A 25273-nucleotide genomic window follows, 5' to 3' on the forward strand; every position below is an offset into this window, starting at 1 on the left:
TCTCGGCGGATTGTTGTCGGTAGCGTGTGGTAGTGATCGCCGTATGACGACCAGGGGCGGCGGAACACCTCGACGCAGTGCGGCGGACCCCGTTTGGCGTGGTCCGGGCGGCCGGAACCGGAACGTCGACATTGCGAACAACTACGACCCGAAGATCGACGCGGCGCGGGCAGCAGCGCGCGCAGCGGCCCGGCCGACGCCGGAACAGGCGGCGATCCTGGCCGCGAAGCGTCGACACTGGGATCGAATCTCTCGACGCCTGCGGCCGATTGTCCTGGCGGAGTACGGCGAACTGTGCTGGTTGTGCCAGGGTGCGCCGGGAACGACGATCGACCACGTCACGCCCTTGTCGAAGGGTGGCGCGGTGGACGATTTGGCGAATCTGCGGCCGTGTTGCTCGAATTGCAACTACCGACGCGGCGACATGGACGCCGACGCGTTCCGGTCGATCCTCCGTGCCGAACGTCCGAAGGTGAGACCGTCCCGAAACTGGTTCGGATAGAGAGGTTCCAGCGGCCCCGCTCCATATCCATCCGAGTCCATCAAACCTGTTGTATATCAGTGTATTTTGCTGGATCGACCTCGGAGTTTGACCCCCCTTGTGGAGTATCCCCCGGGAAAATTTAGATCGGCGGCGCGGGGCGGACTGGCCGTATGTGTCAAAAAGAAACCCGCAGGTCAGAGCGCCCTTCGGTTCATCGACTGTTGTTGGGTCAGTTGACCTCTCGTCCTGTCGTTCCATCGTTCGAACACTGACTCTGGTTGCACCACAGTATGTTTCGGCATTGTTTGTCGTGCTCGGGAGGTGTGTGCAGGCAGGGCGGCGCGGCGAAGTGTCCGCAGTCGTCCCGTTCGTGTGGCCGATCACCAGCAATCACCCGGCCTGGGGGATCGGCCGGCCGCGCACGCCGGGCACGGCGTGCGGTACGGCGGCGTGCTGGCGTAGGTGGTCCACCAGTCGAGCGGGTCGACGATCGGCAATGTGCGTTTGCACGTCGAGCACCCGAACATGGTTGGGACGTCTGGCCAGTGGCGGCGGCAGGCGACGCATACGCCGTTGGTGATGAACGCGGCTCTGTTGCCGCACCAGCGGCACAGGTCCGCGCGTGGCGGCAGCACCACGCCACTCACAGCGACACCCGGCGTTCGTTGCCCTCGGCCCCGGAATCGGCCCTCTTGTCGCCGTCAGCGTCCGGGCGGGCGTCGGTGGCGATCCGGGCAGGGGATTGCCGTTCTCGTCGAGCGTGGCCGGATCAGGCAGCGGGACACCTTGCCTGAGCAATCGCCAGTTCTTCGCCTGCCACCTACGCAAGCGCGGATCGGGCAGCGCATCGCCGCCGATGCCGACCATCGCCCCGGAGTCGTCCACGGTCGCCCGGCCGGGACCGGTCGAACCCGGCCCGGACGTAGCCACACCCCCCGAAGGGGTGTATCTACGCGCGGGAAGCTTTCGCGGTTGTCGCTGGTCCGCGCGTTGAGTGTCCGCCATTTCTGGCGGACAACTATCCGCCGTTTCTGGCGGATAGTTGCACCAGTCGAGAACGCCGTTCGACGCCTGTATACGGCTGTTCCGGGCTGCGCGGACACGGGCAAGTTCCGCCGTGTGTTCGGTGTCGTCGACGGGCCGCGTCCCGGACGGGCGGGGCGGGTGCCGACGCGTCCCGGTTCGGGTGTCGGCGTCGTCGCGGCGGTGCCGTTGGCGAAGCCATGCCGCTATCTGTGTCAGGAACGCGTCGGCGTCGTCGCGATAGCCGTTCCCGACGATTGCCGCGAACATGCGACCAGGGGACGACCACACAGCGCGTTCGCCGGCCGCCATGTCGGGCAGCAACCGGCGGACGGCGGTATTCCGGTTCGCGACACCCGCGCGGGACACGGCGAATCGGCGTTCGACGCCGGGCCGGCCGTGGGGCGTGTTGTGCGCAAGTACGAACGTACGGGCGGTGCGGTCGTCGAGCACGCCTAACCGGGTGAGTTCAGCGATCGCCCGTTCGGCCACGCGTCGCGACTGGTGGCCAGCCGGTCGGCCAGCGTCGTCGGTCGTCGCGGTGATCCTGTCGACTGACAACGCGACCAACACCGCCCCTGTGCCGGCTTCGACGTTGCCGGGATCGGCGGCCAGCAGGAACGCTTGCAACACGTCTTCGGTCCACGCGGGTGCACCTGCCGCCCGCCGAATCCACCTGTTGAGGTGCACGGCGTCGAGTCGACGCGGCAGGAGATCCACCAACCGCCGCACGGTCGCGTGATAGTCGGCGTCGAGCTTCTTGCGTTCGGCGGCAGTCCACCGCCTCGGTCGAGTCATGACAGGCCGTCACGGGTCGATGTGTCGGTGTGGTGGAAGGCGTCGAGCCGCGATCGTTCCCGACGCCATTTCAGTTGGCCCCTTTCGTCCAAGCGGGGGCTCGGGCGTCGCGTTCCGGATTGCGGGTGCCCTTCTTTCGGGTGGCGTGGTTGGCCGGGTCGCGTGGGTGCACGGTCGTCCCTTCGGACGTGTCGACCGGGATCATCATTGCTTCGATATCCGACAGGCGAACGCGATTGGTATTGCGGCCATTAGCAATTCGATAGATCGTGAGGTCACCCGACAGGGCGAGCTTGTGCAGTGTCGCGCGTGTGATGTTGAGGTACTCGCAGGCTTCCGCGATCGTCAGCCAGCGATCGGCGATCAGACGTGGGTCGATGGGTTCGGTCGTTGCGGGGTCGATGGTCGGTGCGGTCATCGGTCGTTCTCAGGGCGCGGCCAGGCGCACGTAGACGGGTAATTCGTCCTGTCGGATCGTTCGCGGTGCGGGCCGCGCCCGTTGCTTTCATCTCGTCGGCGGATCGCGACGCGGCGGGTCGATCAGCAGGCGACGGGCAGGGTTACGGACCCACTCGGACATGCAAATACGCCCGGCGGCGCGATCCGCCGGGGAGTAATCCGGGCGGAATCAGCGAGCCGACAGGGCGAACGCGGGCGGCGCGGCCGGGGCGCGGGTGAGGGTGGAAACGAACATGACGGCGGTCGGCGGCGGTCCGTCGTCGAGTGTGGTGGGGGCCGCTGTCACGGCGGACGCGGCGGCCTCCGTGGGCGCGGCGGCAAGTGCGCGCAGAACGGAGGCAAGCGCGCACAGGGTGGCCGTGATTCGGCGGGCGAGCGCGGCGAAGTAGGCGACGGCCGGGTGAGAGGTGATGCGCGCGTAGACATTGACGAACCGCCGGAGCCTGGCGAGCGAGCCCCAATCGGCGGCGGCACGCTCGAATCTGGCAGCCAGGGCAGCGGCGTCGGCCGCCCCGACTGCAGATACGTGTAGGTCGGCGGCGGCGAGTGCTTGGGGCGATCCGAGGCCGTAGCGACGACGCGCCGCACTCAGTTCGGCGCGTGCCGTCCGAGTCGTCGCGGCGGCGTGGACATGACGCATGTCGGCCGGGTGCACCGACAATCGCACGCCCGACCGTCGGGCCGCCCGATGAAGGGCGGCCCGATCGCGTTCGGACGCAACGGAGTTCATCTTGACTTGTATACCACTGCCCGGCGACAGAGCGGAGTGGTTCACTGACTGGGGCTGAATACGCACCGGTCATCCGGTGCGCTAGTTCGCGGTCGCGTTGTGCGTCGGCGTGCTGGTAGATCATCGACGCCTGCGCGGTCGCGTGCCCGAACCGATGTTGCAGTTCGCGCGGCGTCGCCCCGGCGCGGGCGGCCAGCGTCGCGCCCGTGTGCCGTAGATCGTGCCAGCGCAGTTCGGGGCGGTCGATCGTGCGGCGTGCCTTGTCGAACGCACGAGTCCGGGTGGCGTCGAGAATCGGGCCGCCGGTGTCGGGCCGGGCGAAGATCAGCGCGGCGGGGTCGGCGGCGGTGTGGTCGCGCATGTGCTCGCGCAGGATCGCTACAACGTGCGGCGGTAGGTGCACGGTCCGCCGGCCGGCGTCGGACTTCGGCGGACCGAACTCGACGAACTTTCCGCGGAGCACGATCAGCGATCGGTCGACGCGCACGGAACCGGCGTCGAGGTCGATGCGGGAGCGGTCGAGGCCGAACAGCTCGGAGGCACACAGCCCGGACCACACGGCTAGGTGCACGGCCGCGGCCAGGTGGTCGGGCATGGCCGCGGCGAGTTCGTGCACGTCGGACGTGTTCGCGATCGGTCGTTCGGCGGCGCGGGTCGATCCGGCGCGCGGCAGTCGGCACGGGTTCGCAGTCAACAGTCCGTCGTCGACGGCGGTCGTGCAGATCGCTCGGACGATCCGGTATGCCTGGCTTGCTTGTGTGGCCGGTGCCACGGGCGCGGCCGGGTACAGGCGGCGATCCGGCACGCTTCCACGCGTCGACGACGGCAGGGGACAGGCGGCCGGATTGCTTGGGGGCAGCGATCTTCGCGGTGGCCAGCGCGGCGCGTCCGTCGTCGGAGTCGGCCCAAACGCGGGCCGGGGTGCGGCGATCGCGCGGTCCGGACTTCGTGGCGGCCAGCGCGGCGGCGTCACTCACGGCGGCGAACCATCGGCGGATCGTTGGCAGATCAAGGCGGCCGACTTCGATCGCGGCCAGGGTGATCGTGCCGCCGGTGGGGTCGGGTAGCTCGACGTCGACCCACCTCGACAGCTGGTAGCGGTACAGGTCTTCGGTGCGCGGGGACAGGTCGCGTGTGGCGATCCAGTCGGCGGCATACCGGCCGAAGGTGATCGACGCCCCGGCCGGGTCGACCCATCGGCCGCGCAACATGTCGGCGCGGGTGTCCGACAGCCAGTCGTCGGCGGCCCGGCGGGAGTCGAAGGTGTGAGGGGCGGTGTGGCGTGCGCCGTCAGGTGTCGAGTATCTGGCTTGCCACTTCCCGGAGGGCAGGCGGCGGACGGAACCGAACGAGCGAGGGCGTCGCGTGGGCATGGAATCGGGGTCTTTCCGGTCGGCGTGGGCACATAGTGGGCACGACGACGCATTCGCGACGTGCCTTGTACCCGCTGCCGTAACGTCAACCGCGTATGAAATGCGGTGTGACCAGCGGTGTTCCGTGAGAGCCGATGACGGGAATCGAACCCGCGTATTCAGCTTGGGAAGCTGATGTTCTACCATTGAACTACATCGGCGTCGCAGCCGACCGGACGTGTTTTCACCGCCGACCAACATGCTTTCCGAACATTATCAGACGAGCTTTCAAGCAGCGGTGTCCCCGGCCGTCATTGATCAACACAGGCGTGTGGAAGTCGGCGCCATCGGTGAATGATTTGCCCACAAGTTCTGCGCGGGAAAGCCTTTCGGCATGGAGAACTTGAGACAGGTGGGGCTGGGCTCTGCCGTGGGAGTCCAGAACCCGCGCATCGTGTTCGGTAACCACGGTGTGATCGCACCCATCGATGGGTCGGCACTGCCCGCAGAACCGGTAACCTCTACCTGTGCTGCTCTCCGATCGTGACATCCGTGCCGAAATCTCCGTTGGACGTCTGGGTATCGACCCTTTCGACGATTCCATGGTGCAACCGTCGAGCGTCGACGTGCGCCTGGATGGTCTGTTTCGGGTGTTCAACAACACGCGGTACACGCACATCGACCCGGCACTGCGCCAGGACGAGCTGACCAGCCTGGTCGAACCAGCAGAGGGCGAGCCGTTTGTGCTTCATCCCGGCGAGTTCGTTCTCGGTTCGACTCTCGAAGTGTGCTCACTGCCGAACGACCTGGCCGGCCGCCTCGAAGGTAAGTCGAGCCTCGGGCGCCTGGGCCTTTTGACGCACTCCACTGCCGGCTTCATCGACCCGGGTTTCAGTGGCCACATCACACTGGAGCTGTCCAACGTCGCAAACCTGCCGATCACGCTGTGGCCGGGAATGAAGATCGGGCAGCTCTGCCTGCTCAAGCTGTCGAGCGCTGCAGAGTTCCCCTACGGAAGCTCCGAGGCCGGATCCAAGTACCAGGGTCAGCGCGGCCCGACTCCGTCGAAGGCGTACCTGAACTTCAACCGCAGCTGAACGAACCAACTTCGGGGGGAGTCGCATGATCGGAATTTTCTACGGTCTGGTGTTCATGAACTTGTTGTTCGTGACCAGCACCGTGTGCTTGATGAAGCCGTCGAAGGCCAGTGTTGTTGCGACCGTCTGCGCAGGAGTGGCGTGGCTCTTCTTCAACGGCCCGCTGGAAGGTCAGGTCTTGTGGTCGTTGAATCGAGAACACGGTCTGACGGTCTCGGATCTGATGTCGCTTGTTGCCTTCGGCATCGCCGCTCGTGGTTGGAATCAGGTCCGTAAGGTCCGCGAAACCGTCGACGCCGATCGTTACTGACCTGCGAGCTCACCTCAATTGAACGCCACGATTCGGGCAGAAGTTTCGACCTGGAGCACAACGGTCGGCGAATCGGGCACAATTACTGAGTATGTGGTGGATTGTCGGAGGCGTACTACTCGTATGGGTCGTGTGTTCCATTCCGATTGCCATCCTGGTCGGACGCGGTATCGCGCGCCGGGACCGCGCAGAATTCGACGGCCGAAATCAACAGTGGGCCGACGAGGTGGTCAGGTCGATAGAGAAGCAATCGGATCAGGACAATGCCGATCGGCGTAAGCCACCACTGATCAGCTGACCAGCTGGACTTTCCGGAGGTGAGTGGGCGTGGAACTTCCATCCGATACTCCCGACGACGTCGTGGCCGCAGCCGCCGGAGGACCCAGGATTCCGCAGTTCGATCCCACAGTCGGGATTCCGGTAGTTCCGCCTGCGGGAGATGCTCCACACCGGTTGGTGGTCATCGGCGACTCGCTGTCGCAGGGATTTCAGAGCGGGGCGGTCTTCAATACCGAGCTGTCGTATCCGTCGATCATTGCTCACCAGTTGGGCTGGCTCGATCGGTTCCGCTTTCCCCGATACGGCGGTCCGGGCGGGCTCCCACTCAACATCGAACTGCTGCTCCGCACCCTCGAAGAGCGCTTCGGCCCACGGCTCGACCTCTGGGAGGTTCCGCTCGCACTCTTTGCTGCACGCGAGTTCATGGACCAGGTGGAGGACTACTGGGAGCGTGGGCCGGGCAGCGAAGCGCCGACGTTCTCGGCGATCAATCACAGCCTTTCGGTCTACGGGTGGGATCTTCGTGACGCTCTGACCAAGACCGCACATGGGTGTGAGGCAGCCCTGCACGAACCGCACGACGACCTGATCAGCCAGATCGTCGAGAACAACGGCGAACGCGCCGCACTGAGAGTTCTGCCGCGAGGCTCCGAGGCAGAGAAGCGCATGACGGCGTTCGACGCGGCAGCGGAACTGGGCAAGGAAGGCATCGAAACTCTGATCGTCTTTCTCGGGGCCAACAATGCGCTCCGCACCGTCACCGAACTCCGAGTCGAGTGGAGCGGCAACAACTTCCGTGACCCGGACGGCAAGCGCGAATACACGGTGTGGCAGCCCGAGCACTTCGCGTCGGAGTACGCCGAGGTGCTGGCCGCGATCCGCAAGATCAACGCCCAGCACGTCATCCTCTGCACCGTCCCACACGTGACCATCGCACCGATCGCCCACGGGCTCGGCGGCAAGATCGAAATCGGATCCCGCTATTTCCCGTACTACGCGCGACCGTGGGTGCGCGACACAGACTTCGACCCACAGCGCGATCAACACATCACCGGCGCGCAGGCGTGGGCCGTCGATACCGCAATCGATGTGTACAACGACGGAATCGAGCAAGCCGTCGCGAATGCCCGTCGGGTGGGGAAGGACTGGTACCTCTGCGATATTGCCGGGTTGCTCGAGCGCGTGGCCTCACGGCGCTACGTCACCGACGTCAATGCGCGGCCGTCATGGTGGACGCCGTACCCCCTCCCCAAAGCACTGACCGACTTGCAACCCGTGCCGGACTCGCTGTTCCTCTCCGCCGACGGTCGCGGCGGCCGCGCGTCGGGCGGCCTCTTCTCGCTCGACGGCGTTCATCCCACGACAGTCGCGTACGGGGTGATGGCGCAAGAACTGGCGAACATCATGGTCACGGCCGGGGTCCAGTTCGACCGCGCTCAGGTCGATTTCGACCGACTCGTCCGACGCGACACCTTGGTGCGCACTCCGCCGCAGAATCTCGATTCCACGCTCGGCGTCATCGGCTGGGCTGACGAGCATCTCGGCTTTGCCAAACGTGTGTTCGGCCTCTGATTTTCAGCTTGCCTTCGACATCGTCGGTGCGACGATGCGTTCCGCGTACTCCCGCAACAGTGCCACCAGGTCTACGTCGTCGACGGAAAGTCTGCCGGTCGGACCTATCGCAGCCAAGGCACCGACGACACACCTTTCCGCGTCGTGGATCGGGACGGCGACGGCGGAGCGTCCGACACGAATCTCGTCGACCTCACGGGCGGGCTCGCCGCGCCGGATCCGAGAGAGTTCGAGTTCCAACTGGTCGCCGTCGGTGATGGTGTGTGCGGTGACCTTTCGCAATGGGGCCTCGGCCAATTCGGGTCGGCTGGCGAGGAGCAGCTTCCCGATAGCCGACGCGTGAACGGCTGTGACCAGCGTCCGTTCGCCGCTGAGCTCGTGGTCTGGATCGCGATCGACCAGTCGAATTCTGTTCTCTGCAAACGACGCGAGGTAGACGCCGAACCGTAGCTGTTCGCGGAGTTCTTCGAGGAGCACCGAATTGTCGACGGGGGTGGGTTCGGCGGCAGCCCCGGCCAATTCACGGGTGCGTCGGCCCAGCGCGAAGCCGGAGAGGTCGGCGATCCGAACCAGGTAACCGTCGGCGACAAGGATGTTGAGCAACCGATACGCAGTGGCAGGTGGGATGTCGGCAAGGGCAGCAATGTCCTTGGCGGTGGCTCCCGATCCGAGCCTGGCCGCCGACTCGAGGAGGGCAAGGGCGCGCTGAACCGCTCGGGGTTCGTGCCCACCGAGGTCGCGTGGTCGGCCCACCATCAGCGGGCGCCGGCAGTCGGCTCGCCCACCAGCACGATGTTTCCGGCTGCGTCGGTGGCGAACACCCCAGCTCCTGGTAGTACGTCCTCGGTTTCGGGACTGTCGAACGCGCCGACGTGCAGCAGGCTCTTGGGGCTTCGGCGTCGCAGGTAGAACTGCCAGAGCGTGCCCGAGGTCAGGATCACGAGCACAGCGATCGGTGCAACGTACGCATGGTCGATCGTGTTGGCGTAAACGAGGTAACCGAGAACTATCGCACCGGCACCACTTCCACACGACGCGGCTGCGAGAACGCTGGGAGTGTGCTCTCCGATACGCGTCAGGAAGACAACCGATGCGATCGCCACCAGTGCATAGGCAACGATGACGGCACCGCGAACCGTCAGTCGAACGTCGTCGAAAATCTCTCCGCGTCCAAGGATGGCAAAGGCTCCGCCGCCCACCAGAACTGTGCAGACGACGACGGTCAGCGCGAAGTAGGGCGTGCGAAATGCGCTGTGAACCGAGGCGAACCGGCGGGGGAGTAGGCGTTCGACGCCGAACGAGTAGACCAGACGCGACGCAGCGTTGGACGACGCCATCGACGACGCCAGCCACGAGCACCCCAGACCGACGTTGAGCGCGATGACGACACCTGGACTCACACCCGTCGCTGTTCCGTGGAGATAGGCGTTGACGAGGGTGTCGCTACGTCCCGACCAAGCGGCCCAGCCCGCAAAGATGAAGAGCGATCCACAGATGATCGGGGTGAGAAGGACTGTGCGGGTGACGGTTACCAGCGGACGACGAGCTTCGGGGCCGAAAAAGGCCGCGCTCTCGAATCCGGCGAGAGCGAACACGGCAGCCAGGGCGGTGAGTAACAGCCCGTGGCCGGAGGTGGGCGGAACGATCTGTGCTTGTTGGCTTCCGGAACCGCCCAGAATCATGAGCCCGACGATGAACAGAAGTGAACAGCTTTCGACGACGAGGATCGCGAGAGCAGCAAATCTGACACTTCGAACGAGGGCACCGAGAATCAGCAGGGCTATCCCCAGATAGAGCGCGATGACGTGAAAAGTCTTGTCCACGTGCACACCCGCGAAGCCGAGCAATGCGATTGCGACCTGTCCTCCGTGATAGAGCGTCATCACCGCGCTGCCGACGTACTTGACCAGCATGGCGATGCCGGTGGTCAATGCTGCCCGGGTGCCCAGGCCACGAAAGACGAAGCTGTGCAGCCCGCCCGATGCTGCCATTCGGCGCGTGAACTGCGAAACGCAGAAGGCGATGAGCGTCACCAGCACGGTGGCCGCGATGATGGTGATCATCCCGCTCAACAATCTGCCGTGTGTCAGCATGGTGACGGGCAGAACGACCATCGACACAGCAGGGGCGGTGGTTGCCACCGACTGGGCCAGCACTTCGGCGCCCGAGAGTTGCCGACGGCCCAACGCGCGCAGCGGTGATCGCGCCGGGGGCTGCTTCTCGCGCGTGGTGAAGGACCGCGCGATAGCTTCGGTGAGAGCGGACATGTCGCGTCACGCTAGTCCGGTTCTGTAACGCGGATATTGCGGACATGCTTCCGCTGATCGCACTCGGGTGAGAGAGCCCGATGCTGATGCTCGCAGGTTTCTCACTCGGTCCCCACTGACTGTTTCCTGCGCGTCAAGTTCCGGACCCAACGCTCCTGAAGTCTGTGTTCAACACCAACCACCCGGGTCACCGGGAGCACACTGGGGAGCTCGAATGCCATACACACGTAGATCTTTCATGCGCAGTCTGGGAATCACCGGCGGCGCCGGCCTGGCACTCGGTGCTATGTCGTCCATCGGCCTGGCGCCGGCGGTGGCGTCGACGCCGAGGCGATTTCAGGCACCTGCCGCGGGTGACCTGATCGGAAAGGTCAAGGGAAATCACTCCGTCGTGATCCTCGGCGGTGGACCGTCCGGTCTGTGCTCCGCCTACGAACTGCAGAAGGCCGGATACAAGGTCACTGTCCTCGAAGCGCGCAACCGGCCGGGTGGTCGGGTGTGGTCGATCCGCAACGGCACCGAAGAAACCGACCTGAACGGTGAGACACAGACCTGTACGTTCTCCGAGGGGCACTTCTACAACCTCGGCGCGACGCGTATTCCGCAAAATCACAACACCATCGACTACTGCCGCGAACTGGGCGTCGAACTGCAGATGTTCGGAAACCAGAATGCGAACACCTTCGTCAACTACACCGGCAACAAGCCGCTGGCGAATCAGTCGATCACCTACCGAGCAGCCAAAGCCGACACCTACGGATACATGTCCGAGCTGCTGCAGAAGGCCACCAATCAGGGCGCTCTCGACCAGGTCTTGAGCAAGGAAGACAAAGAAGCACTCTCGTCCTTCCTCACCGACTTCGGTGATCTCTCCAGCGACGGCCGCTACGTCGGATCCTCGCGTCGAGGACACTCCGCGGAGCCGGGCGCCGGCCTCAACTTCGGAACCGAGATCGAACCATTCGGGATGAGCGATGTCATCCAGGGCGGCATCGGACGTGCATTTTCCTTCGAGTTCGGTTACGACCAGGCCATGACGATGATGACCCCCGTCGGCGGCATGGACCGGATCTACTACAAGTTCCAGGACGCGATCGGGATGGACAACATCGAGTTCGGCGCCGAGGTCAGCGGCATGAAGAACGTGCCGGAAGGCGTCACCGTCGACTACGTCGTCGACGGCAAAACCAAGTCGATCACCGCCGACTACGCAATCTGCACGATCCCACCGCACCTGATCAAGCGGCTGAACAACAACCTGCCCTCCGACATCCTGCTCGCATTGGATGCAGCCAAGCCGTCGTCGTCGGGCAAGCTCGGTATCGAATACTCGCGTCGGTGGTGGGAGACGGAGGACCGCATCTACGGCGGCGCGTCGAACACCGACCGCGACATCTCCCAGATCATGTTCCCCTACGACCACTACAACTCCGACCGCGGAGTCGTGGTCGCGTACTACAGCTCGGGTAAGCGTCAACAGGCTTTCGAATCGCTCACCCACCGTCAGCGGCTGGCAAAGGCCATCGCCGAAGGCGCAGAAATCCACGGCGACAAATACACTCGCGACATCTCGTCGTCCTTCTCCGGAAGCTGGCGTCGCACCAAGTATTCGGAATCCGCCTGGGCATCATGGGCCGGCGCGGGAGATTCCCACGGCGGCATGGCAACTCCCGAGTACACCAAGCTGCTCGAACCCGTCGACCGGATCTACTTCGCCGGCGATCACCTCTCCAACGCCATCGCCTGGCAGCACGGGGCCTTCACGTCCGCGCAGGACGTCGTCACCCATCTGCATCAGCGTGTTGCGCAAACTGCCTGACGTGCTTCGTTTTCCATCACTTTCTCTGGAGGTCACATCATGAAATCTCGCAGCACCAAGGTTCTTGCAGCGGCATTTGCCGCCACCGCGCTACTGGGCTTCGCCACGGCCTGCTCGTCCGATGAGGCGGACGCCGAGACCACATCGAGTTCGTTCGTCTCCAAATCGATTCTCGAAGCGGGGCAGGCAAACCCGATGATCGCTCAGGGTGTCGCGATCGGCGGCGACACCGCGATCTACAAGACCAGCGGCATCGGCCCGTCGGCAGGAAACAAGGCGGCGCCGGAAGGTTCGCCGGAGTCATACATCGACGGCCAGTTCTCCGGCGGAGTTCTGCCTGCCGGGGTCACCGTCACCGAGGCGCAGGGCATCAACGTACTCAAGAAGATCCGCGACAACCTCGAAGCCCAGGGATTGAGTCTCGAAGACGTCGTGACGATGCGCGTCTTCCTGGACAACGCACCGGGGTCGGACAAGGCCGACTACACAGGATGGAATCGCGCGTACCGCCAGTTCTTCGCCAATACCAATCTCGACACCGGTGATACGGAGCTGGTGCCGATGGGCACTGCCGAGCCGATCGCTCCGATCGAGCGCAACAGCGCTCGGCCCACCCGCTTCGCCCTCGAGGTTGCCGGACTGCCCGTTGCCGGTTGGCTCGTCGAGGTAGAGGTCGACGCGGTGTACCCCGATGGCAAGGAACCCGCCTGATGGGCGCGCTCAGCCCGACCCACTGGGCAATCGTCGCAGTAGTGCTCGTGGTGCTGTTCGGTTCGAAGAAGCTGCCCGACGCGGCCCGCGGCCTTGGCAGGTCGATGCGGATCCTCAAGACCGAAGTCGGTGAACTGCACTCGGATACGGACCTCGCGTTGGAGAAGCGAGACTGACCCCTGTGCGCGGTTGAGGAGTCCCCACACTCCTCAACCGCGCACAGGTCTTCTAGATCAGACCTTCGGAACGCGCTACCGATGGTGGTGACGGCGGACCCTTCACGAAGACATCGATCAGCACGTCCTCGTCCTGGTACGACGCGAACTGCGCCAACCCCGGTGTCTGGCGCACAGCCGAATGAACGGCGTCACCGTTCTGCGGATACTCCGGTACGACGTGACGCCAATGGGCGCACAGCAGCGTTCCACCAGGCTCGAGATGCTCGACGACGTGCAGCATTGCCTCGATCAGCTTTTCGAAGGTCAGGTAGTAGCCGACCTCGCTGATGACGACGAGGTCGAAAGTCTCGTCGGGCCAGTCGTCACCCAACGCCCACAGACGAAATTCGGCATCACGTCCGGTAAGCCGCGCACGGGCGCTCTCGAGTGCGGCCGGGACGATGTCGGTGGCGAGAACGCTGTCGCAGCGCTCTGCCAACTTCTCGGTGAGAACCCCGATCGAGCATCCCGGTTCGAATGCGCGACGGTATCGAGGTTTGGGGAGCATCGCGGCGCTGAGCGCGTACTTTCGCTGCTCGTACCACCGGGATTCGAAGTCCCACGGATCGGATTGCGCCGCATACATCTTGGCGAAGTAGTCCGCGGGAAGCTCACGATCGGTCATACGAACACCGTTTCGTACGGTCGCAGTAGTCGTTCCATCGCATGTCGGGGGAGGATGGGGGCATCCGCGGGATGGTCGGAAAGCGGGGCGATCTGTGAAGTGAACTCATTGGCAGCAGCGGATTTTGCAGCCTGAACGTCGGAGGGCAAGGCCACTCTTCTGGCCCTTTCCCACGGGACTGCTGCATGATCCGGCTCAGCCCAATGCCACGCCCAGATGGGGTACTCGATCAATCGTGATCCAGTGTCCGCGCAGGCCTTCGCCGCTGCCTCCCCGGTGGCTTCATGGTCGGGGTGGCCGTCCCCGCGCCATGTCGAGGCGCACCAGGTACCCGTCGAGGAATCACCGAGAATCGAGCTGAGACGGTCGGTCAACTCCTGTCGGTTCTCCCTGATCTTCCCGTCTGGAAGGCTCAATCGAACCGGTGCGGGAATTCCGAGTACACGCGCTGCTCGATCCGACTCGGACCGCCTGAGATGTTCCATCTCAGGCTGAGTCACTGTTGGTGAATCGGGATGTGAGGCTCCACCGTCGGTGACAGACACCACGTGAACGTCGATGCCGGAAAGCGTTGCGAGAAGAGCAGTTCCACCCAGTCCGAGTATTTCGTCGTCGGGATGGGGAGCGACGACGATCAATCGCGAGCACCCGGTGAGATCCAGTTCAGGAAAGCTGCGTCCCCACTCCTGCCATGTCGATTCGGGAGTGCCGCCATCGTCGACAGGCTTCTGCGCGAACAGTTTCGAGTTCACCACGGCCGTTTCCCCTTGGCCGCAATCCGGCCCAGTTCGGCGAGATCCTTCTCGGCGTGGCTCTGCCGCAAGTAGACGGTGAGGTCGGCTACCCGCGCGGCATGCTCGGCGTCCATGCAGAGCGGTGCGGCGCCGAGAGCGCGTCCCACCCGATCCAGGGTCTCGGTGGCGGCGCGCTCGACAATTGCCCGCACACGGAGTGCCCGCTGCATGGCCTCGGCATTTTCGTCGAAAGGATCGGCGTCGATCTCCGCCGCCGCGACTGCGAGCGCGTTGCGCGCTGCGGCCAGCGCCGCATCGACCGCGCCGAGGTGGGGGAGTAGGTAGGGATCGTCGCTGCTTGCAGCCTTGTCGTACAACGGATCTGCAACGCCGCAGGCACCGCCGTACCAACATGCAGCCACGCCTATCGCGCCGTGCCAGAACCCCGGCCTGCTCAGGTAGTCGCCTGCCGTCCCGACCGGTATCGCCGGAACCATGTCGAAGTCGACCGCGCTGGAGTCGCTTTCGGCCATACCGACGGCCTTCCACGAATCGGGAACGGGATGCACCCCAGGTAGTCCGAGCTCAACTGCGAAGAGTGAGGGTACTCCGTCGACCAAGGCGGTGATCAGTGCATGCGTGCAGGTGTTGGCACCGGAACACCACAATTTGCGGCCGGTGAGCGTCCAGATCCCTACGTGCTCAGACGCATTCACCACAGGTTCGGGTGGCTCGGCCGCCCACACTCCCCACAGCTGCCCGGGTTCGGGATCCGGCCCGTCGAGTTCGGTGAGTATCGCGACGGCATCGGTGTGAGCCTCAGCCATCCGCCCGAGAACCACATTCTCGCGCGTGAGCTCTGCCAGGGAGGTCCACCGCGCGGCTGTCGCGCCGCCGCCGGGAAGCGGCAAGTACAGTCCACCTGCGTCCAGGAGTGTGTGTAGTCGTTTCATCGTGCCAGCTCCGCTTCTTCGTTATCGGCGGTCGTACAACCCAGGTTACGGATATGTCCGGCAAAGCCGCCCGGAGTTCGGCCGTCGAGACGCGCAGACGTGGTGACCGCAATGTCTTCTGCCCACGCGATACAGGCACCAGCCTCGCTCAACCGCCGGACGAGATCGACGTCCTCGTCTTCTTCGAGATCGGAGAATCCTCCGACGCTCCAGTACATATCCGCGCGGACACCGAGGTTGGCCCCGTGGACGTGACCGTGTCGGCCATATGGATGTGCGTGGTACATACGTTCGTATCGTTCACGAACGGAGTGTGGATGGCCTTCCCAATCCGCGATGCGTACGGTTCCCGCGACGACGTCCGCAGTACGCGCATACTCCAATTGGCGCGCAATCCAGGTGGGGCCGACCACCGAATCTGCATCGGTGGTGGTGAACCACGCCGAAGCTCCCAACTCTCGGCCGAACTCGGAAAAGCCCGTCGCTCGCGAACGTCCGACGTTCTGGTGCTCGACGCGAAGTACTTCGACCCCGTCGGGGATGACACCGGCGGTTCCGTCCGAACAGTTGTCGAGGACGGCAACCAGTCGGACGGGGACAACGCAAGCCGACGCCGCTGTTGCGAGTGCGCGAAGGCAATTGGGGAGGTCTTCGGCTTCGTTGTGGGCGGGAACTACGACAAGAACCTGGTCGATTGGCACAGTGACGATCCTTTCCTCACCCTGGTACGGTCGGGTCTTCTTTCGTCCCGGTTCTCAACAGATAACCACATTTCGGACGAGGGCCGCCGCTCGACCGCCAGCAGTCACGCAGGTCGAAAACTGTTTCGGTGAAACATCTCTGGATGCGTTTGGGAACTGTGACTTCGGGGTACAAGACGGGGTTTTGCGACTGTGCTTTCGGGTGCAAAACGGGGTTTTGCGACTGTGCTTTAAGGTGCAAAACGGGGTTTTGCACCGAAGAATCTTCAAAACCGGCGGTGGCGCACCGAATCGATGAGCATCCGGGCAACCTCGTGCAGTTTCACGTTGGTGTTCTGCGATTGCTGCACAAGACGGCTGAATGCTTCCTCGGCGTCGATGCCGTGGACGGCGATCAGGACACCTTTGGCTTGTTCGATCTCGGCCCGAGATTCCATGGCGCAGTGCAACTGTTCGATGTGCTCGTGTGCTTGACGCCAGCGTCGCGAATCTGCGATCGCCGCGCCCGCACCGGCGGTGAACAATTTCATCAACTCTTCGTCGAAGGCCTTGAACTCCGTCGAGGCGAATCCGTAGACGTTGAAAGCGCCGAGCAGTTCGGTGTTCCCTTCGCCCATGGTGATCGGCACGGACAAGTAGGACCGGACGCCTTGTTTGCGGGCTTCGTCGGTGAATTCCGGCCATTCGTCGACGTGATCACCCACCTTTGCCCGAACCGAGGACACCGTGCGCGCGGCGTCAACGCACGGACCACGATCAGCGGAGTGCTGGGCGTCATCTATCTCGGAAAGGTAGTCCGCGGTGGACGCAGCAGTTCGTGGGCCATCGGTGGACAACACAGTCACGCTGACAGCATCGGCGTCAGGCAGTGCTTTGACCGCGGTCTCGGCCAGACGTTGGAGCATGGAGTCGAGATGCTCGTCCGTGTTCAGATTGGACCGGAGTCCGGCAATCGCTTCGGCGAGTGTGTCGAGCGAATCTGCTGCGGAAGCAAACGCCGCGGCTACCTGAGGAGCGTCCGCATTGCCTGTCATGACTCAGGTCTACTCCGCAATCTGCGACGATGTAACCGTTCCGGGCAGTCGATGCTGCGATGTTCGCATGAAATCCGAGGTTCCTGGGTAGCCGCACGCAGCGATGTGCGATGTCGCCTGAAAAAGAGGAGCCGATGATGATCCTGCGTCTACCTGGTGTGTATCGACCGCAACACGACACGTCGTTACTGGCGGATGCGTTGCTGTTCGAGCACCTCACCGCTCGCAGCCGGGTCCTGGATCTGTGCACGGGGACCGGCGCCCTCGCCGTCGCGGCATCGGCGGCTGGTGCAGGCCACGTCGTCGCGGTCGACATATCTCGCCGAGCGTGCGCCAATGCTCGTCTCAACGGAATCCTCAACGGAACCTTGATCGATTCCCGTCGCGGCGACCTCACCGAGGCGGTACACGGCGAACTCTTCGATCTGGTGATCTCCAACCCGCCGTACGTCCCTGCGCTGGCAGACGATCTACCTACCGCTGGAATCGAACGGGCTTGGGACGCAGGCAAGGACGGACGCGCCCTCATCGACAGGATCGCGGCCACCGTTCACGAAGTGCTCGTCCCCGGCGGCACACTACTTCTTCTGCAGTCGGTACTGTGTGGGGTCGACAAGACCGAGGCGATACTCGAGGAACACGGTATGGCCGTGGAGATCTCGGCCCGGAAGTACATTCCCTTCGGGCCCGTGATGCGCGAGAGGCGCACCATGCTCGAGGCACGAGGGTTGATCACCACCGGTCAGGAAATCGAACAACTCGTGATCATTCGCGCAACGAAGTCTCGCCCTTCTCCCAACTCGATGTGAGGTGATCGCCGAGAAGGTCGTCGAACGCGAGGCACGTTGCAGCGCCGAACAAGATGTCATCAGTGCGGTGCGGCTGCGAAGAAGCAAGACCGCCGGCAAGTTCCCGAACGGCGATCTGTTCGTGAACGGAATCCGCTTCCACGTGCTCGTCGTAGAACAGCGTCGCGTCCGAACCGAATCCGAGTCGGCGCAAGCCGGCACTGTACCGTTTGCTCGGCAGCGCCGACGTGGTCTCGACGGCGCACAGGTGCCCGACCAGCGCTCCGAGATGTCGGCGATGAAAGCCGAAGAGCGAGAGAGCATTCAACGACGCCAAGGTTACCGCGGGAACAGCATCGATGTAGTGGCCGTAGCGGTCCGAAAGGCCGACAGCCCGCATGGTGTCGGCAAAAAGACGCGAATGCATTCGTTCTGCGCTGCCCCCTCCGTACTCGTCGCTCTGCACTTCGACGAGGGCTGCTTTGACGGCACCGGAGAGGCGCGAAATTCCAAGGGTGTGCACATCCGCTTCACGCAGCTGATTGAGCGAACGGTGAATCAGCACCTCCGCGAACTGATCGATTGTGGCGTCCTTCGCCATAAAGGACGCCAGACCGGGGCCTGCACTGGGAGCCGTCATCGCCCACAAATCGGCTACGACGTCACCGGACGACGGAACCTTTCCCACGAGTTCCACGATGGCGGCCTCGAAATGCGTCTCGAGACGCGACCTCGCCGCGAGCAGGTCCAGATTCCACTCCCACGCGTCCGAGACGTTCTCGATTCCCTGCAAATGAAGCTCGTAGAGGAGCGTCAGAGTCAACTGAGCGTCGTCGTCTCGAAGAATGTCGTAGGTGGGGTCGATGGACCGTGCAACCTCGTACGCGTCAGCGGCAGCCGTAAGCTCCCTCGGATCGGCCGAGGAGCGCAGAATGGAAACGAGAGTGGCGCTCAGTGGGCCGCGAGCCTGTGGAACAGGCATGGAAGTGGGCACGCCAGTGGCCGAATCGAGAAGTGAAGAGGACATATGACCGCGTTTCCCGAATCGTCATCTGCCGAAACACCGAGTGTTGCCGGTAACAACACCACCATAACCGCCTGCTCGGACGGCCCGCTGCTGGTGCGTGGTGACTTCGAGTTGCTCCGTGACGACGGCACTCCGATAGAGAACAAGCGCTCTACGGTTGCTTTGTGTCGATGCGGGCGGACCGGCATTGCGCCGTTCTGCGACAGCTCCCACAAGAAGAAGCGGGCGCGAGCGACGTAACCGGGGCCAACTCGGAACGAGCCCGACCCGTAAACCAAGACGGCCCTGAAACCAAGAAAAGGCTGGATGCCGGCACCGTGCGGTGCAGCGTCCAGCCTTTTCAGTCTGAAGTCAGACTGGGATCGAACTCAGATGGCGCGAACGTTCTGAGCCTGGGGGCCCTTCTGGCCCTGTCCGATCTCGAACTCGACCTTCTGGCCCTCGTCGAGGGACTTGTAGCCGCTGCCCTGGATCTCCGAGTAGTGAACGAACACATCCGGTCCGCCACCTTCCTGCTCGATGAATCCGAAGCCCTTTTCACCGTTGAACCACTTGACACTGCCCTGAGCCATAACCAAATTCTCCTGGATCCATCGAGCCGAGCCCTCCCATCGAGAGTCCGGTCTCACACCTGATCCTGCCATGCTCTTCTTTTTCTGTCTCCAATTACATGCATGGCGAGTTGCAGTATTTGACGGGTTTGTCCCGTTCCGGGACCACGTCGGAAGCAGGTGATTGTTCAACTATGCGCGTTTACCTGCTGTGATGTATTCGTCGCTTCGATGTAGCGCGAAATGACAACACCTGTGTTAAATCTGGATTCGCGGCGCAGAATGCCACCCCGATACCCAGGAGGGGACCAAATACCCAACTCGATCGGGGTCGAGATCAGTCCGAATCGTCGGGTTTGGTGTGCCCGTCGAACGTCACATGGATGTTCTCGTGGGGAACCGCGCGTTGGGCTTTTGCTTGATCGGCGAAGGTGCGCCGATCGCCTTCGATGAGTTCGGTGTTGTCGGTAAACGGAGCCAACAACGCCCGCGGATGGAGTTTGTCGACTCGCACGACGTTGATTTCCGCGCACATGACGATCGAGGCGGCAGCGAGGAACAAGAAGGCCAACAAACCCAGAACGATGGCAAAGACGCCATTGGTGGTGGAGGCACCCCGCACCACGGAGGTCACGTAGAGGGCACCGAAGGACTGAAGTGCTTGCCAGAGAACAGCAGCGGCGATCGCTCCAGGCGCCACATCGGCTACCGAGAGCGGGCGGGCGCAGGTGAGCCGGAAAGCGACGATGAAGATGCCTGCATTCAAGACGACTACCGCAAGGGTCAACAGGAAGCTGAACGAACCGCCCAGATGAAGCGCTCCGCCGATGTTGGAGACAGCGGTGGTCCCCAAGATCGCGAGACCGATGGTGCCCAGGAGCAGTAACCCTTGAAGACGCCCGCGGATGGGATCCGGTCGCATGTTTCGGGGCACCGACCACACCGTGTTCATCGCATTCTGGCAAGCCAGAGCGACACCGAGGCCACCGTAGAGACCACCGACGATTCCGATCACCAGCCCTGTGACACCGCCGCCGATCTGTTGCGCATTGCCCAGATCGTCACCGATCACCGGAAACTGATGCAGAGCGGAGTCCAAGATTTGTTGCTGAAGCTCGGGGTTGCCAGAGAGCACGAAGCCGAGAATGGTCGAGAGCAACAGAAGAAGAGGGAAGAGTGAGACGAAGCCGTAGTACGCGATCAGCGCGGCGAGATAAACACCTTGATCGTCGAGGAACTTGTAGAGGACCGCTATCGGGAACCCCAGGGCCGGATGCTTCTGTTGCAAGGCATCGAGGCGCTTGGCGATTGTCATTCTCGGTCTCTCTCAGCTCGTCGGACAGCCCGACGAACCTTAGTCGCTGCGAGCGCGCGGCGCTCGACGCCGGTGCAGGCTTGGCGTCAGGAGGCTTCGAGTGACTTTTCTGCTTCGGCGAGCGCGCGCATTGCTCCCTCGACAGAGTTGGTGACCGGAAATTCCTCTTCCGCCCGTGCGGCCCGAAGCAAGCGTCGAAGCGGGTGTGACCCGATGACGGACCACTGGAAGTCGTGCGCTCGTGAACGGGAGTTCAGTTCGGCGAACAGTTCGAGGCAGACCGCACCGACGAACAGTGAGTTGGACAGGTCGAGAATGACGCGGGACCACTCCGCAGCGTACGAGTTGAGAAGTTCTCTCAGTTCTGGGGCGGACAGTTTATCGAGGTCGACGTCGACCTGGATCAGGATTGTCGAGGGTGCTATCCGCCAGGCCGCGAAGCCTTGTGTGTCCACGATCGGACCCAATTGTGTTGAGGGATCGACGAAATCGATCGCTGTGTGGTCGAGTTCATTCAGATTCATGGCAGATCCGGTCTGTGTGCTTTTCGTCGAAAGGCTGACGACCGACCTGGCGGCACGGAAAGTGGAATAGTCCAGGTGTGGAAAGCATTGAGCCCAATGGATGTACGCAGGAAGTTGTGACCTGAATCCAGAGTCCTGATGCGAACCGAGCGCCAGCGGCTTCAGCCCCGGCTGTATTCTCAACCTCGGTATCGCTCAGTGTAGCTCGAGGGCTTGGATCGGTCCAGGCTTGTAGTCGAACATTAAGCGGTGCAATGTTTTTGGCTCGACACTTCGGTGTGGTTGGGGATCAGCGCCACCTGACGAAGGGATTTCAGATGAACGACCGCGATGCACTCACGGCCATCTCGACCAAGCTCGACACACTGATCGGCGCGGAGACCAACGGTCTGCAGGACGAGGTTCCGCCCGGTTCCAGTGTTCAGCGCACCGAGCAGGACGGCGAGCACGGCCGGTGGGGGCACGATTACCGTCTCGCCAACAAGTATCTCGAGGCTCTCGACATCGGCCAGCCCGGGCTCATTGACCGAGACGAGATGGAACGTCTTGCGCAGGAATACATCTGATCCTGGGGACCTACTTCAGAAGATTTCACCCATCTCGGTGCGCAGCTGCTTCAGTGTCTGAGTGAGGATTCTGGATACATGCATCTGAGAGATGCCGATCTTTTCGGCAATCTGGGACTGGGTGAGATGACCGAAGAATCTGAGAACCACGATCGTGCGCTCGCGCTCCGGTAGTGCAAGGAGCGCGGGTCGCAGGGTTTCGTGATTGTCGATCCGACTGATCGCTTCGTCGTACTGTCCCAAAGTATCGATCAGAGTCAGTCCGCTCCCGTCGCCGGCTGACGCGGTGTCGAGCGGTGTGGTTCGATACGAATTTCCGGCGGTCAACCCCTGTTCGACCTCGTCCGGCTCGATGTCGAGCTCCGTGGCAAGTTCCGCTACCGTCGGTGCACGGCCGAGCGTCTGCGACAACGACGTGAGCGCCCGGTTGAGGGCAAGATGTCGTTCCTGAAGGCTGCGAGGTACGCGTACGGACCAGCCGTGATCGCGAAAATGCTTGCGCACCTCACCCATTACGGTGGGGACTGCGAACGACAGGAAATCCGATCCTTTGTCTACGTCGAATCGCTGCACAGCCTGTACCAACCCCACGCGCGCAACTTGTTCCAAGTCCTCGAAAGGCTGGCCGCGCCCCTGGTAGCGACGTGCAACGTGGGTGGCGAGCGGTAGGCACAGTTCGATGATCGAGTTGGTGATCTTTTCCCGGGTCGGATCATCCGGCGGAAGCGAAGCCATCGAGACGAACAATTCGACAGCTAGTTCGTACTGGTCCTTCTTGTCCGGTGGTACAGCCTTGCCCGGTGGGACAGTATCGTCCGGTGGGACAGCGGTCACGCACGCTCCTGGAGCAAGCCCTTTTCAAGCGTCATCGTCAGCGTGATGTGACCGTCCGCGTCGATTTCCGATTGCTCCAAACGGACCGAGTCGACCAGTGCTTCGAGAACGAACCATCCGAAGCTGTGGGACTTGTCGGGTATTTCGGAGTGCGCGATCACCGACACGACGATCCGAAGAGTGCGACCGTAGGTCTCGAATCGGCAGGTCAAGTCGCTGGACGGTATCGCATGGCCGATGAGGATGCTCGCGACTTCGTCCATCGCCAGAGCAAGGTCGGCTGTCCCGTCGACGTCCAATCCGGTGTTGTTGGCAACCGTGCGGGTGATTCCGCGCAGAGTCGGCAATTGGGAGTACGACGCTCGGACGCGGAGCGAGGCAATGGAGTCGTGAGTAAGTTCGGCTTCGGTCGGACTCGACAGAGGAATCAAGGGGCTTCCTGTAGGTAGATGTGGCGTAATTCCGGCGGACCGAGGCAAGGAACGGTACCGGCCATGCGTGCCAGCCATCTCTACCCCGGAAGTATTCATGGCCTTCGATTACCCTTCGCCCGGCGAAGTAATCCTCTTTACCCGAACTAGAGGATGAATTGTGAGACACATCACCTGTGGTGCGCTCGTACCGAATCCCATCTTTCATTTGTGACCCGTTCGGGTACGTCCGTTTCATGGGCACTCAGGCGGACAGGCAGATCCCCGTACACGCACGACCGGAATGCGTCACGGACGACGAGGTGAAGGCAGCGGGGGTGTTGTCGAACGCCCTCGAAACGGTGGAGCGGGCGCGAGGCGCTCTGTACGACTTCCATCAGCTGATCGGACATGCAGATCTGATGCTCGACGAGGTCGTAGAGCTACTGCGAACCAGCGGTAACGACGAGCTGGCCGATCAGGTCGAGAAAGAGTTGATGGGCCGGAACGTGGTCGAAGGGCGCTGGACCTTCCAGCTGGTCGAGGAGTTCGACGAGAACTACTGGTCCTTCTTTCGGGAATGCGAACAGGTGGTGCGTGACAAGCTGGCCGGCGGAGTGCCGCACCTCTTCGAAGCCGAGATGAAGGAGCGACGCCGCACGCACGGTTTACGACATCACGAGGCCAGGCCTTGAGGTTGCCACCTACTCCGGTGAGTTCGCAGCGGCACTGATCAGTGGTTCAGTTCGACCTTTACGCAACGATTCTCGTTCGGTCGCGGTCATGCCGCCCCAGATACCGTGGGGTTCCCCGGTCTGGATGGCGTGCACGAGGCATCTCTGCACGACAGGACACCTGGCGCACACCAGCTTCGCCGAACTCTCGCGTTTCGCTCGCCTGGAGCCGCGCTCGTTCGTGTCGTCGTAGAACAGGGCGGGGTCGGTGTCGCGGCAGGTGCCGGACAGCTGCCAATCCCACTCGTCGGCAAGGGGCCTGGGAGATGTGTAGGAGCGCATGAACATGGACGTTCCCTTCGCTGCGTGACGAACTCGACTCGGATCGGGGATCCAGGTCGGGTGTTAAGGCAAAGCTCGGTCCCGCCGGCCTGAACCGGCGGGACCTTCGAGGCTCCTCCCTCGAGGGGAAGATTTCGGGGGTACCTCTGGTCGGTCATTACCCAGCCGTACAACCTTTGAATCCCGGTCGTCAGGAATTCTTTTGATCGACGGCACGTCTCTCTGCTGCGGCGACAAGACCACCGGCGATGTCGCGCACCTTGACGTTCCATTCCTGCGACATCTCGACCAGAAGGTCGAAGGCTTGGTCGGCCGAGCACTCGCGCTCGGCCATCAGTAATCCCTTGGCCTGCTCGATCACGGGCCGAGAATCCAAAGCTCTTCTCAGTTCGTCGTTTTCCGCGCGAAGGCGGGTGAGGACGTCTGACGCTGAACTGGACTGCTGAGCCTGGGGTCGTTGAACCTCGTACACACGATGAAGCACTCCGATCACCCTGCCGTCATCATCGGTGACGGCGGAATTGACCGTATTCCAATAGCGCGTGACAAACAGCCCACTACCTCGCTCATCGCGCACGTCGTAACGCTGAGTCGGCAGTGCGTCCCGAGTTCTGGAGTGCATCGTGCGCTCGAATGACGCTGTCAACGAGAAGATTCCGTCGGCAAACGAGTCGTCGGGATTGTCGGGGAAGGCTTCGAACACTTCCACTCCGTGCAACTGATCGAGGCTGCGGCCGGACACGGCAAGGTATTCGTCGTTTGCGCCCTGGATACGGAAATCGCTGTCCACGAGCAGAAGAGAAGAAGTGCTTGCCGCAAATCGATCGCTTCGAACGATCGAGCGGAGAGTGCTCGAACTCATGATTGTGTCGTTTCTGTCCTGTCTTCGACGGCTGCGGCCCCTGATATTTCAGAAGTAATTGATCGCGAGAACTCCAAGGGCGGTGCCTGCCACGATCGATCCGAACAACAAACGCTGTTGCAACACGAACATCTGATACTCGCGACGCGTTTGTGCCGACGTGCCGCGCGAGTCCGCAGACATGCTCTTGCCCTTTCCTGTTGTGGGGATCGCG

General features: G+C 62.9%; 34 protein-coding genes and 1 tRNA gene. 15 read left to right on the forward strand and 20 right to left on the reverse strand.

Going from position 1 to position 25273, the window contains the following annotated elements:
• Window positions 1-43 precede the first annotated feature (43 nt).
• Entirely contained in the window at window positions 44-502 is a 459-nt protein-coding gene (locus FEZ59_RS21905) for an HNH endonuclease signature motif containing protein (RefSeq protein WP_172933212.1), read from the forward strand.
• Window positions 503-874: 372 nt separating this feature from the next.
• Here the strand turns inward: FEZ59_RS21905 and FEZ59_RS21910 are convergent, their stop codons facing one another.
• From FEZ59_RS21910 to FEZ59_RS30120, 3 genes are all read right to left on the reverse strand, one after another.
• Window positions 875-2305 carry a hypothetical protein gene (locus FEZ59_RS21910; protein ID WP_172933213.1) on the reverse strand — a complete coding sequence of 477 codons (1431 nt, stop codon included), beginning with the start codon at window positions 2303-2305 and terminating at the stop codon, window positions 875-877.
• Window positions 2306-2375: 70 nt separating this feature from the next.
• Window positions 2376-2723, reverse strand: coding sequence for a helix-turn-helix domain-containing protein (locus FEZ59_RS21915; protein WP_172933214.1), 348 nt, complete (start codon window positions 2721-2723; stop codon window positions 2376-2378).
• A gap of 210 nt (window positions 2724-2933) precedes the next feature.
• Window positions 2934-3494, reverse strand: coding sequence for a hypothetical protein (locus tag FEZ59_RS30120; RefSeq protein ID WP_242459908.1), 561 nt, complete (start codon window positions 3492-3494; stop codon window positions 2934-2936).
• A 220-nt stretch (window positions 3495-3714) separates the two neighbouring features.
• On the opposite strand from FEZ59_RS30120, the gene FEZ59_RS30125 reads away from it, so the two are divergent.
• The 3 genes from FEZ59_RS30125 to FEZ59_RS21925 are packed head-to-tail and all read left to right on the forward strand — an operon-like array spanning window position 3715 to window position 4561.
• A complete protein-coding gene (locus FEZ59_RS30125; protein WP_242459909.1) occupies window positions 3715-3891 on the forward strand; it encodes a hypothetical protein in 177 nt (58 codons plus the stop codon).
• Entirely contained in the window at window positions 3892-4059 is a 168-nt protein-coding gene (locus FEZ59_RS30130; protein ID WP_242459910.1) for a hypothetical protein, read from the forward strand.
• Window positions 4060-4087: 28 nt separating this feature from the next.
• On the forward strand, window positions 4088-4561 hold the full coding sequence (locus FEZ59_RS21925; RefSeq protein ID WP_172933216.1) for a hypothetical protein: 474 nt from the start codon (window positions 4088-4090) through the stop codon (window positions 4559-4561).
• 435 nt (window positions 4562-4996) lie between these two features.
• On the opposite strand, the gene FEZ59_RS21930 is transcribed toward FEZ59_RS21925, so the two are convergent.
• Window positions 4997-5067, reverse strand: a tRNA-Gly gene (locus FEZ59_RS21930).
• 306 nt (window positions 5068-5373) lie between these two features.
• On the opposite strand from FEZ59_RS21930, the gene dcd reads away from it, so the two are divergent.
• The 4 genes from dcd to FEZ59_RS21950 all read left to right on the forward strand — a co-directional run bounded on the left by dcd (window position 5374) and on the right by FEZ59_RS21950 (window position 8104).
• A complete protein-coding gene (gene dcd, locus FEZ59_RS21935; protein WP_019747488.1) occupies window positions 5374-5943 on the forward strand; it encodes a dCTP deaminase in 570 nt (189 codons plus the stop codon).
• A 25-nt stretch (window positions 5944-5968) separates the two neighbouring features.
• Complete coding sequence (locus tag FEZ59_RS21940) at window positions 5969-6253, forward strand: hypothetical protein (RefSeq protein WP_019747487.1); 285 nt, start codon at window positions 5969-5971, stop codon at window positions 6251-6253.
• Window positions 6254-6344: 91 nt separating this feature from the next.
• Complete coding sequence (locus FEZ59_RS21945; protein ID WP_019747486.1) at window positions 6345-6551, forward strand: hypothetical protein; 207 nt, start codon at window positions 6345-6347, stop codon at window positions 6549-6551.
• Between the two features lie 29 nt (window positions 6552-6580).
• Entirely contained in the window at window positions 6581-8104 is a 1524-nt protein-coding gene (locus tag FEZ59_RS21950) for a hypothetical protein (RefSeq protein ID WP_020968710.1), read from the forward strand.
• A gap of 3 nt (window positions 8105-8107) precedes the next feature.
• Here FEZ59_RS21950 and FEZ59_RS21955 read toward each other — a convergent pair whose 3' ends face one another.
• Both FEZ59_RS21955 and FEZ59_RS21960 read right to left on the reverse strand, forming a co-directional pair.
• On the reverse strand, window positions 8108-8860 hold the full coding sequence (locus FEZ59_RS21955) for an IclR family transcriptional regulator C-terminal domain-containing protein (RefSeq protein WP_019747484.1): 753 nt from the start codon (window positions 8858-8860) through the stop codon (window positions 8108-8110).
• On the reverse strand, window positions 8860-10371 hold the full coding sequence (locus FEZ59_RS21960; protein ID WP_172933217.1) for an APC family permease: 1512 nt from the start codon (window positions 10369-10371) through the stop codon (window positions 8860-8862). Before FEZ59_RS21960 ends, FEZ59_RS21955 begins: the two co-directional genes overlap by 1 nt.
• Window positions 10372-10609: 238 nt before the next feature.
• Here FEZ59_RS21960 and FEZ59_RS21965 point away from each other — a divergent pair, with 238 nt between their 5' ends.
• From FEZ59_RS21965 to tatA, 3 genes are read left to right on the forward strand one after another with little or no spacing between them, the layout of a single operon-like run.
• On the forward strand, window positions 10610-12190 hold the full coding sequence (locus tag FEZ59_RS21965; protein ID WP_041814722.1) for an FAD-dependent oxidoreductase: 1581 nt from the start codon (window positions 10610-10612) through the stop codon (window positions 12188-12190).
• A gap of 39 nt (window positions 12191-12229) precedes the next feature.
• The gene (locus FEZ59_RS21970) at window positions 12230-12901 is read left to right on the forward strand and encodes a Rid family hydrolase (RefSeq protein ID WP_020968713.1); all 672 of its coding nucleotides are present in this window, start codon (window positions 12230-12232) and stop codon (window positions 12899-12901) included.
• Window positions 12901-13077: a Sec-independent protein translocase subunit TatA gene (gene tatA / locus FEZ59_RS21975; protein ID WP_019747480.1), complete on the forward strand. Its 177-nt coding sequence runs from the start codon at window positions 12901-12903 to the stop codon at window positions 13075-13077. The genes FEZ59_RS21970 and tatA overlap by 1 nt, the downstream gene beginning before the upstream one ends.
• A gap of 52 nt (window positions 13078-13129) precedes the next feature.
• On the opposite strand, the gene FEZ59_RS21980 is transcribed toward tatA, so the two are convergent.
• The 5 genes from FEZ59_RS21980 to FEZ59_RS22000 all read right to left on the reverse strand — a co-directional run bounded on the left by FEZ59_RS21980 (window position 13130) and on the right by FEZ59_RS22000 (window position 17166).
• A complete protein-coding gene (locus FEZ59_RS21980) occupies window positions 13130-13744 on the reverse strand; it encodes an SAM-dependent methyltransferase (RefSeq protein WP_019747479.1) in 615 nt (204 codons plus the stop codon).
• Window positions 13741-14499: a PIG-L family deacetylase gene (locus FEZ59_RS21985; RefSeq protein WP_030535919.1), complete on the reverse strand. Its 759-nt coding sequence runs from the start codon at window positions 14497-14499 to the stop codon at window positions 13741-13743. Before FEZ59_RS21985 ends, FEZ59_RS21980 begins: the two co-directional genes overlap by 4 nt.
• Window positions 14493-15431, reverse strand: a complete 939-nt coding sequence (locus FEZ59_RS21990) for an acyl-CoA dehydrogenase (RefSeq protein ID WP_172933218.1) — start codon at window positions 15429-15431, stop codon at window positions 14493-14495. The genes FEZ59_RS21985 and FEZ59_RS21990 overlap by 7 nt, the downstream gene beginning before the upstream one ends.
• Window positions 15428-16132 carry a glycosyltransferase gene (locus FEZ59_RS21995; protein ID WP_021343174.1) on the reverse strand — a complete coding sequence of 235 codons (705 nt, stop codon included), beginning with the start codon at window positions 16130-16132 and terminating at the stop codon, window positions 15428-15430. The genes FEZ59_RS21990 and FEZ59_RS21995 overlap by 4 nt, the downstream gene beginning before the upstream one ends.
• A gap of 266 nt (window positions 16133-16398) precedes the next feature.
• A complete protein-coding gene (locus tag FEZ59_RS22000) occupies window positions 16399-17166 on the reverse strand; it encodes a GAF and ANTAR domain-containing protein (protein ID WP_070385394.1) in 768 nt (255 codons plus the stop codon).
• 110 nt (window positions 17167-17276) lie between these two features.
• Here FEZ59_RS22000 and FEZ59_RS22005 point away from each other — a divergent pair, with 110 nt between their 5' ends.
• Complete coding sequence (locus FEZ59_RS22005; RefSeq protein ID WP_019747474.1) at window positions 17277-17975, forward strand: HemK2/MTQ2 family protein methyltransferase; 699 nt, start codon at window positions 17277-17279, stop codon at window positions 17973-17975.
• On the opposite strand, the gene FEZ59_RS22010 is transcribed toward FEZ59_RS22005, so the two are convergent.
• Complete coding sequence (locus FEZ59_RS22010) at window positions 17932-18981, reverse strand: iron-containing redox enzyme family protein (RefSeq protein WP_151530597.1); 1050 nt, start codon at window positions 18979-18981, stop codon at window positions 17932-17934. The two genes, FEZ59_RS22005 and FEZ59_RS22010, sit on opposite strands and share 44 nt — an antisense overlap.
• Between FEZ59_RS22010 and FEZ59_RS22015 the strand changes: the two genes are divergently transcribed.
• Window positions 18982-19221, forward strand: coding sequence for a CDGSH iron-sulfur domain-containing protein (locus tag FEZ59_RS22015; protein ID WP_019747472.1), 240 nt, complete (start codon window positions 18982-18984; stop codon window positions 19219-19221).
• Between the two features lie 128 nt (window positions 19222-19349).
• On the opposite strand, the gene FEZ59_RS22020 is transcribed toward FEZ59_RS22015, so the two are convergent.
• The 3 genes from FEZ59_RS22020 to FEZ59_RS22030 all read right to left on the reverse strand — a co-directional run bounded on the left by FEZ59_RS22020 (window position 19350) and on the right by FEZ59_RS22030 (window position 21371).
• Window positions 19350-19553, reverse strand: a complete 204-nt coding sequence (locus FEZ59_RS22020) for a cold-shock protein (RefSeq protein ID WP_003943666.1) — start codon at window positions 19551-19553, stop codon at window positions 19350-19352.
• Between the two features lie 316 nt (window positions 19554-19869).
• Entirely contained in the window at window positions 19870-20847 is a 978-nt protein-coding gene (locus tag FEZ59_RS22025; protein WP_003943713.1) for a YhjD/YihY/BrkB family envelope integrity protein, read from the reverse strand.
• A gap of 86 nt (window positions 20848-20933) precedes the next feature.
• On the reverse strand, window positions 20934-21371 hold the full coding sequence (locus FEZ59_RS22030) for an STAS domain-containing protein (RefSeq protein WP_172933219.1): 438 nt from the start codon (window positions 21369-21371) through the stop codon (window positions 20934-20936).
• A gap of 317 nt (window positions 21372-21688) precedes the next feature.
• Between FEZ59_RS22030 and FEZ59_RS22035 the strand changes: the two genes are divergently transcribed.
• Window positions 21689-21937, forward strand: coding sequence for a hypothetical protein (locus tag FEZ59_RS22035; RefSeq protein WP_020968722.1), 249 nt, complete (start codon window positions 21689-21691; stop codon window positions 21935-21937).
• A 15-nt stretch (window positions 21938-21952) separates the two neighbouring features.
• On the opposite strand, the gene FEZ59_RS22040 is transcribed toward FEZ59_RS22035, so the two are convergent.
• Together FEZ59_RS22040 and FEZ59_RS22045 are read right to left on the reverse strand one after the other, a co-directional pair.
• Window positions 21953-22672, reverse strand: a complete 720-nt coding sequence (locus FEZ59_RS22040) for a SigB/SigF/SigG family RNA polymerase sigma factor (RefSeq protein WP_223258034.1) — start codon at window positions 22670-22672, stop codon at window positions 21953-21955.
• A 95-nt stretch (window positions 22673-22767) separates the two neighbouring features.
• Entirely contained in the window at window positions 22768-23202 is a 435-nt protein-coding gene (locus FEZ59_RS22045; RefSeq protein ID WP_019747468.1) for an anti-sigma factor, read from the reverse strand.
• Window positions 23203-23438: 236 nt separating this feature from the next.
• On the opposite strand from FEZ59_RS22045, the gene FEZ59_RS22050 reads away from it, so the two are divergent.
• Complete coding sequence (locus FEZ59_RS22050) at window positions 23439-23876, forward strand: hypothetical protein (protein ID WP_172933220.1); 438 nt, start codon at window positions 23439-23441, stop codon at window positions 23874-23876.
• Between the two features lie 9 nt (window positions 23877-23885).
• Here the strand turns inward: FEZ59_RS22050 and FEZ59_RS22055 are convergent, their stop codons facing one another.
• From FEZ59_RS22055 to FEZ59_RS30300, 3 genes are all read right to left on the reverse strand, one after another.
• Window positions 23886-24203, reverse strand: coding sequence for a WhiB family transcriptional regulator (locus tag FEZ59_RS22055; protein ID WP_020906545.1), 318 nt, complete (start codon window positions 24201-24203; stop codon window positions 23886-23888).
• Window positions 24204-24387: 184 nt separating this feature from the next.
• Window positions 24388-25059: an ANTAR domain-containing protein gene (locus tag FEZ59_RS22060; RefSeq protein ID WP_020968724.1), complete on the reverse strand. Its 672-nt coding sequence runs from the start codon at window positions 25057-25059 to the stop codon at window positions 24388-24390.
• A gap of 48 nt (window positions 25060-25107) precedes the next feature.
• The gene (locus FEZ59_RS30300) at window positions 25108-25242 is read right to left on the reverse strand and encodes a hypothetical protein (RefSeq protein ID WP_020968725.1); all 135 of its coding nucleotides are present in this window, start codon (window positions 25240-25242) and stop codon (window positions 25108-25110) included.
• Between the last annotated feature and the right edge of the window lie 31 nt (window positions 25243-25273).

The organism is Rhodococcus sp. MS13 (genome assembly GCF_013277835.1).
GTDB classification, from domain to species: domain Bacteria; phylum Actinomycetota; class Actinomycetes; order Mycobacteriales; family Mycobacteriaceae; genus Rhodococcus_F; species Rhodococcus_F erythropolis.

Excerpts from the sequence above, each read along its gene's own strand:
- FEZ59_RS22000 (WP_070385394.1), bottom strand. The coding sequence starts at position 17,166 with ATGACAGGCAATGCGGACGCTCCTCAGGTAGCCGCGGCGTTTGCTTCC.
- FEZ59_RS21970 (WP_020968713.1), top strand. The coding sequence starts at position 12,230 with ATGAAATCTCGCAGCACCAAGGTTCTTGCAGCGGCATTTGCCGCCACC.
- FEZ59_RS22025 (WP_003943713.1), bottom strand. The coding sequence starts at position 20,847 with ATGACAATCGCCAAGCGCCTCGATGCCTTGCAACAGAAGCATCCGGCC.
- FEZ59_RS30300 (WP_020968725.1), bottom strand. The coding sequence starts at position 25,242 with ATGTCTGCGGACTCGCGCGGCACGTCGGCACAAACGCGTCGCGAGTAT.
- FEZ59_RS22035 (WP_020968722.1), top strand. The coding sequence starts at position 21,689 with ATGAACGACCGCGATGCACTCACGGCCATCTCGACCAAGCTCGACACA.
- FEZ59_RS21940 (WP_019747487.1), top strand. The coding sequence starts at position 5,969 with ATGATCGGAATTTTCTACGGTCTGGTGTTCATGAACTTGTTGTTCGTG.
- FEZ59_RS21910 (WP_172933213.1), bottom strand. The coding sequence starts at position 2,305 with ATGACTCGACCGAGGCGGTGGACTGCCGCCGAACGCAAGAAGCTCGAC.
- FEZ59_RS22005 (WP_019747474.1), top strand. The coding sequence starts at position 17,277 with ATGTCGCCTGAAAAAGAGGAGCCGATGATGATCCTGCGTCTACCTGGT.
- FEZ59_RS21955 (WP_019747484.1), bottom strand. The coding sequence starts at position 8,860 with ATGGTGGGCCGACCACGCGACCTCGGTGGGCACGAACCCCGAGCGGTT.
- FEZ59_RS21905 (WP_172933212.1), top strand. The coding sequence starts at position 44 with ATGACGACCAGGGGCGGCGGAACACCTCGACGCAGTGCGGCGGACCCC.
- FEZ59_RS21915 (WP_172933214.1), bottom strand. The coding sequence starts at position 2,723 with ATGACCGCACCGACCATCGACCCCGCAACGACCGAACCCATCGACCCA.
- FEZ59_RS21960 (WP_172933217.1), bottom strand. The coding sequence starts at position 10,371 with ATGTCCGCTCTCACCGAAGCTATCGCGCGGTCCTTCACCACGCGCGAG.
- FEZ59_RS22055 (WP_020906545.1), bottom strand. The coding sequence starts at position 24,203 with ATGTTCATGCGCTCCTACACATCTCCCAGGCCCCTTGCCGACGAGTGG.
- FEZ59_RS22030 (WP_172933219.1), bottom strand. The coding sequence starts at position 21,371 with ATGAATCTGAATGAACTCGACCACACAGCGATCGATTTCGTCGATCCC.
- FEZ59_RS30120 (WP_242459908.1), bottom strand. The coding sequence starts at position 3,494 with ATGAACTCCGTTGCGTCCGAACGCGATCGGGCCGCCCTTCATCGGGCG.
- FEZ59_RS21945 (WP_019747486.1), top strand. The coding sequence starts at position 6,345 with ATGTGGTGGATTGTCGGAGGCGTACTACTCGTATGGGTCGTGTGTTCC.
- FEZ59_RS22015 (WP_019747472.1), top strand. The coding sequence starts at position 18,982 with ATGACCGCGTTTCCCGAATCGTCATCTGCCGAAACACCGAGTGTTGCC.
- FEZ59_RS22050 (WP_172933220.1), top strand. The coding sequence starts at position 23,439 with ATGGGCACTCAGGCGGACAGGCAGATCCCCGTACACGCACGACCGGAA.
- FEZ59_RS22010 (WP_151530597.1), bottom strand. The coding sequence starts at position 18,981 with ATGTCCTCTTCACTTCTCGATTCGGCCACTGGCGTGCCCACTTCCATG.
- FEZ59_RS22020 (WP_003943666.1), bottom strand. The coding sequence starts at position 19,553 with ATGGCTCAGGGCAGTGTCAAGTGGTTCAACGGTGAAAAGGGCTTCGGA.
- tatA (WP_019747480.1), top strand. The coding sequence starts at position 12,901 with ATGGGCGCGCTCAGCCCGACCCACTGGGCAATCGTCGCAGTAGTGCTC.
- FEZ59_RS22040 (WP_223258034.1), bottom strand. The coding sequence starts at position 22,672 with ATGGCTTCGCTTCCGCCGGATGATCCGACCCGGGAAAAGATCACCAAC.
- FEZ59_RS21925 (WP_172933216.1), top strand. The coding sequence starts at position 4,088 with ATGGCCGCGGCGAGTTCGTGCACGTCGGACGTGTTCGCGATCGGTCGT.
- FEZ59_RS22060 (WP_020968724.1), bottom strand. The coding sequence starts at position 25,059 with ATGAGTTCGAGCACTCTCCGCTCGATCGTTCGAAGCGATCGATTTGCG.
- FEZ59_RS21965 (WP_041814722.1), top strand. The coding sequence starts at position 10,610 with ATGCGCAGTCTGGGAATCACCGGCGGCGCCGGCCTGGCACTCGGTGCT.
- FEZ59_RS21990 (WP_172933218.1), bottom strand. The coding sequence starts at position 15,431 with ATGAAACGACTACACACACTCCTGGACGCAGGTGGACTGTACTTGCCG.
- FEZ59_RS21980 (WP_019747479.1), bottom strand. The coding sequence starts at position 13,744 with ATGACCGATCGTGAGCTTCCCGCGGACTACTTCGCCAAGATGTATGCG.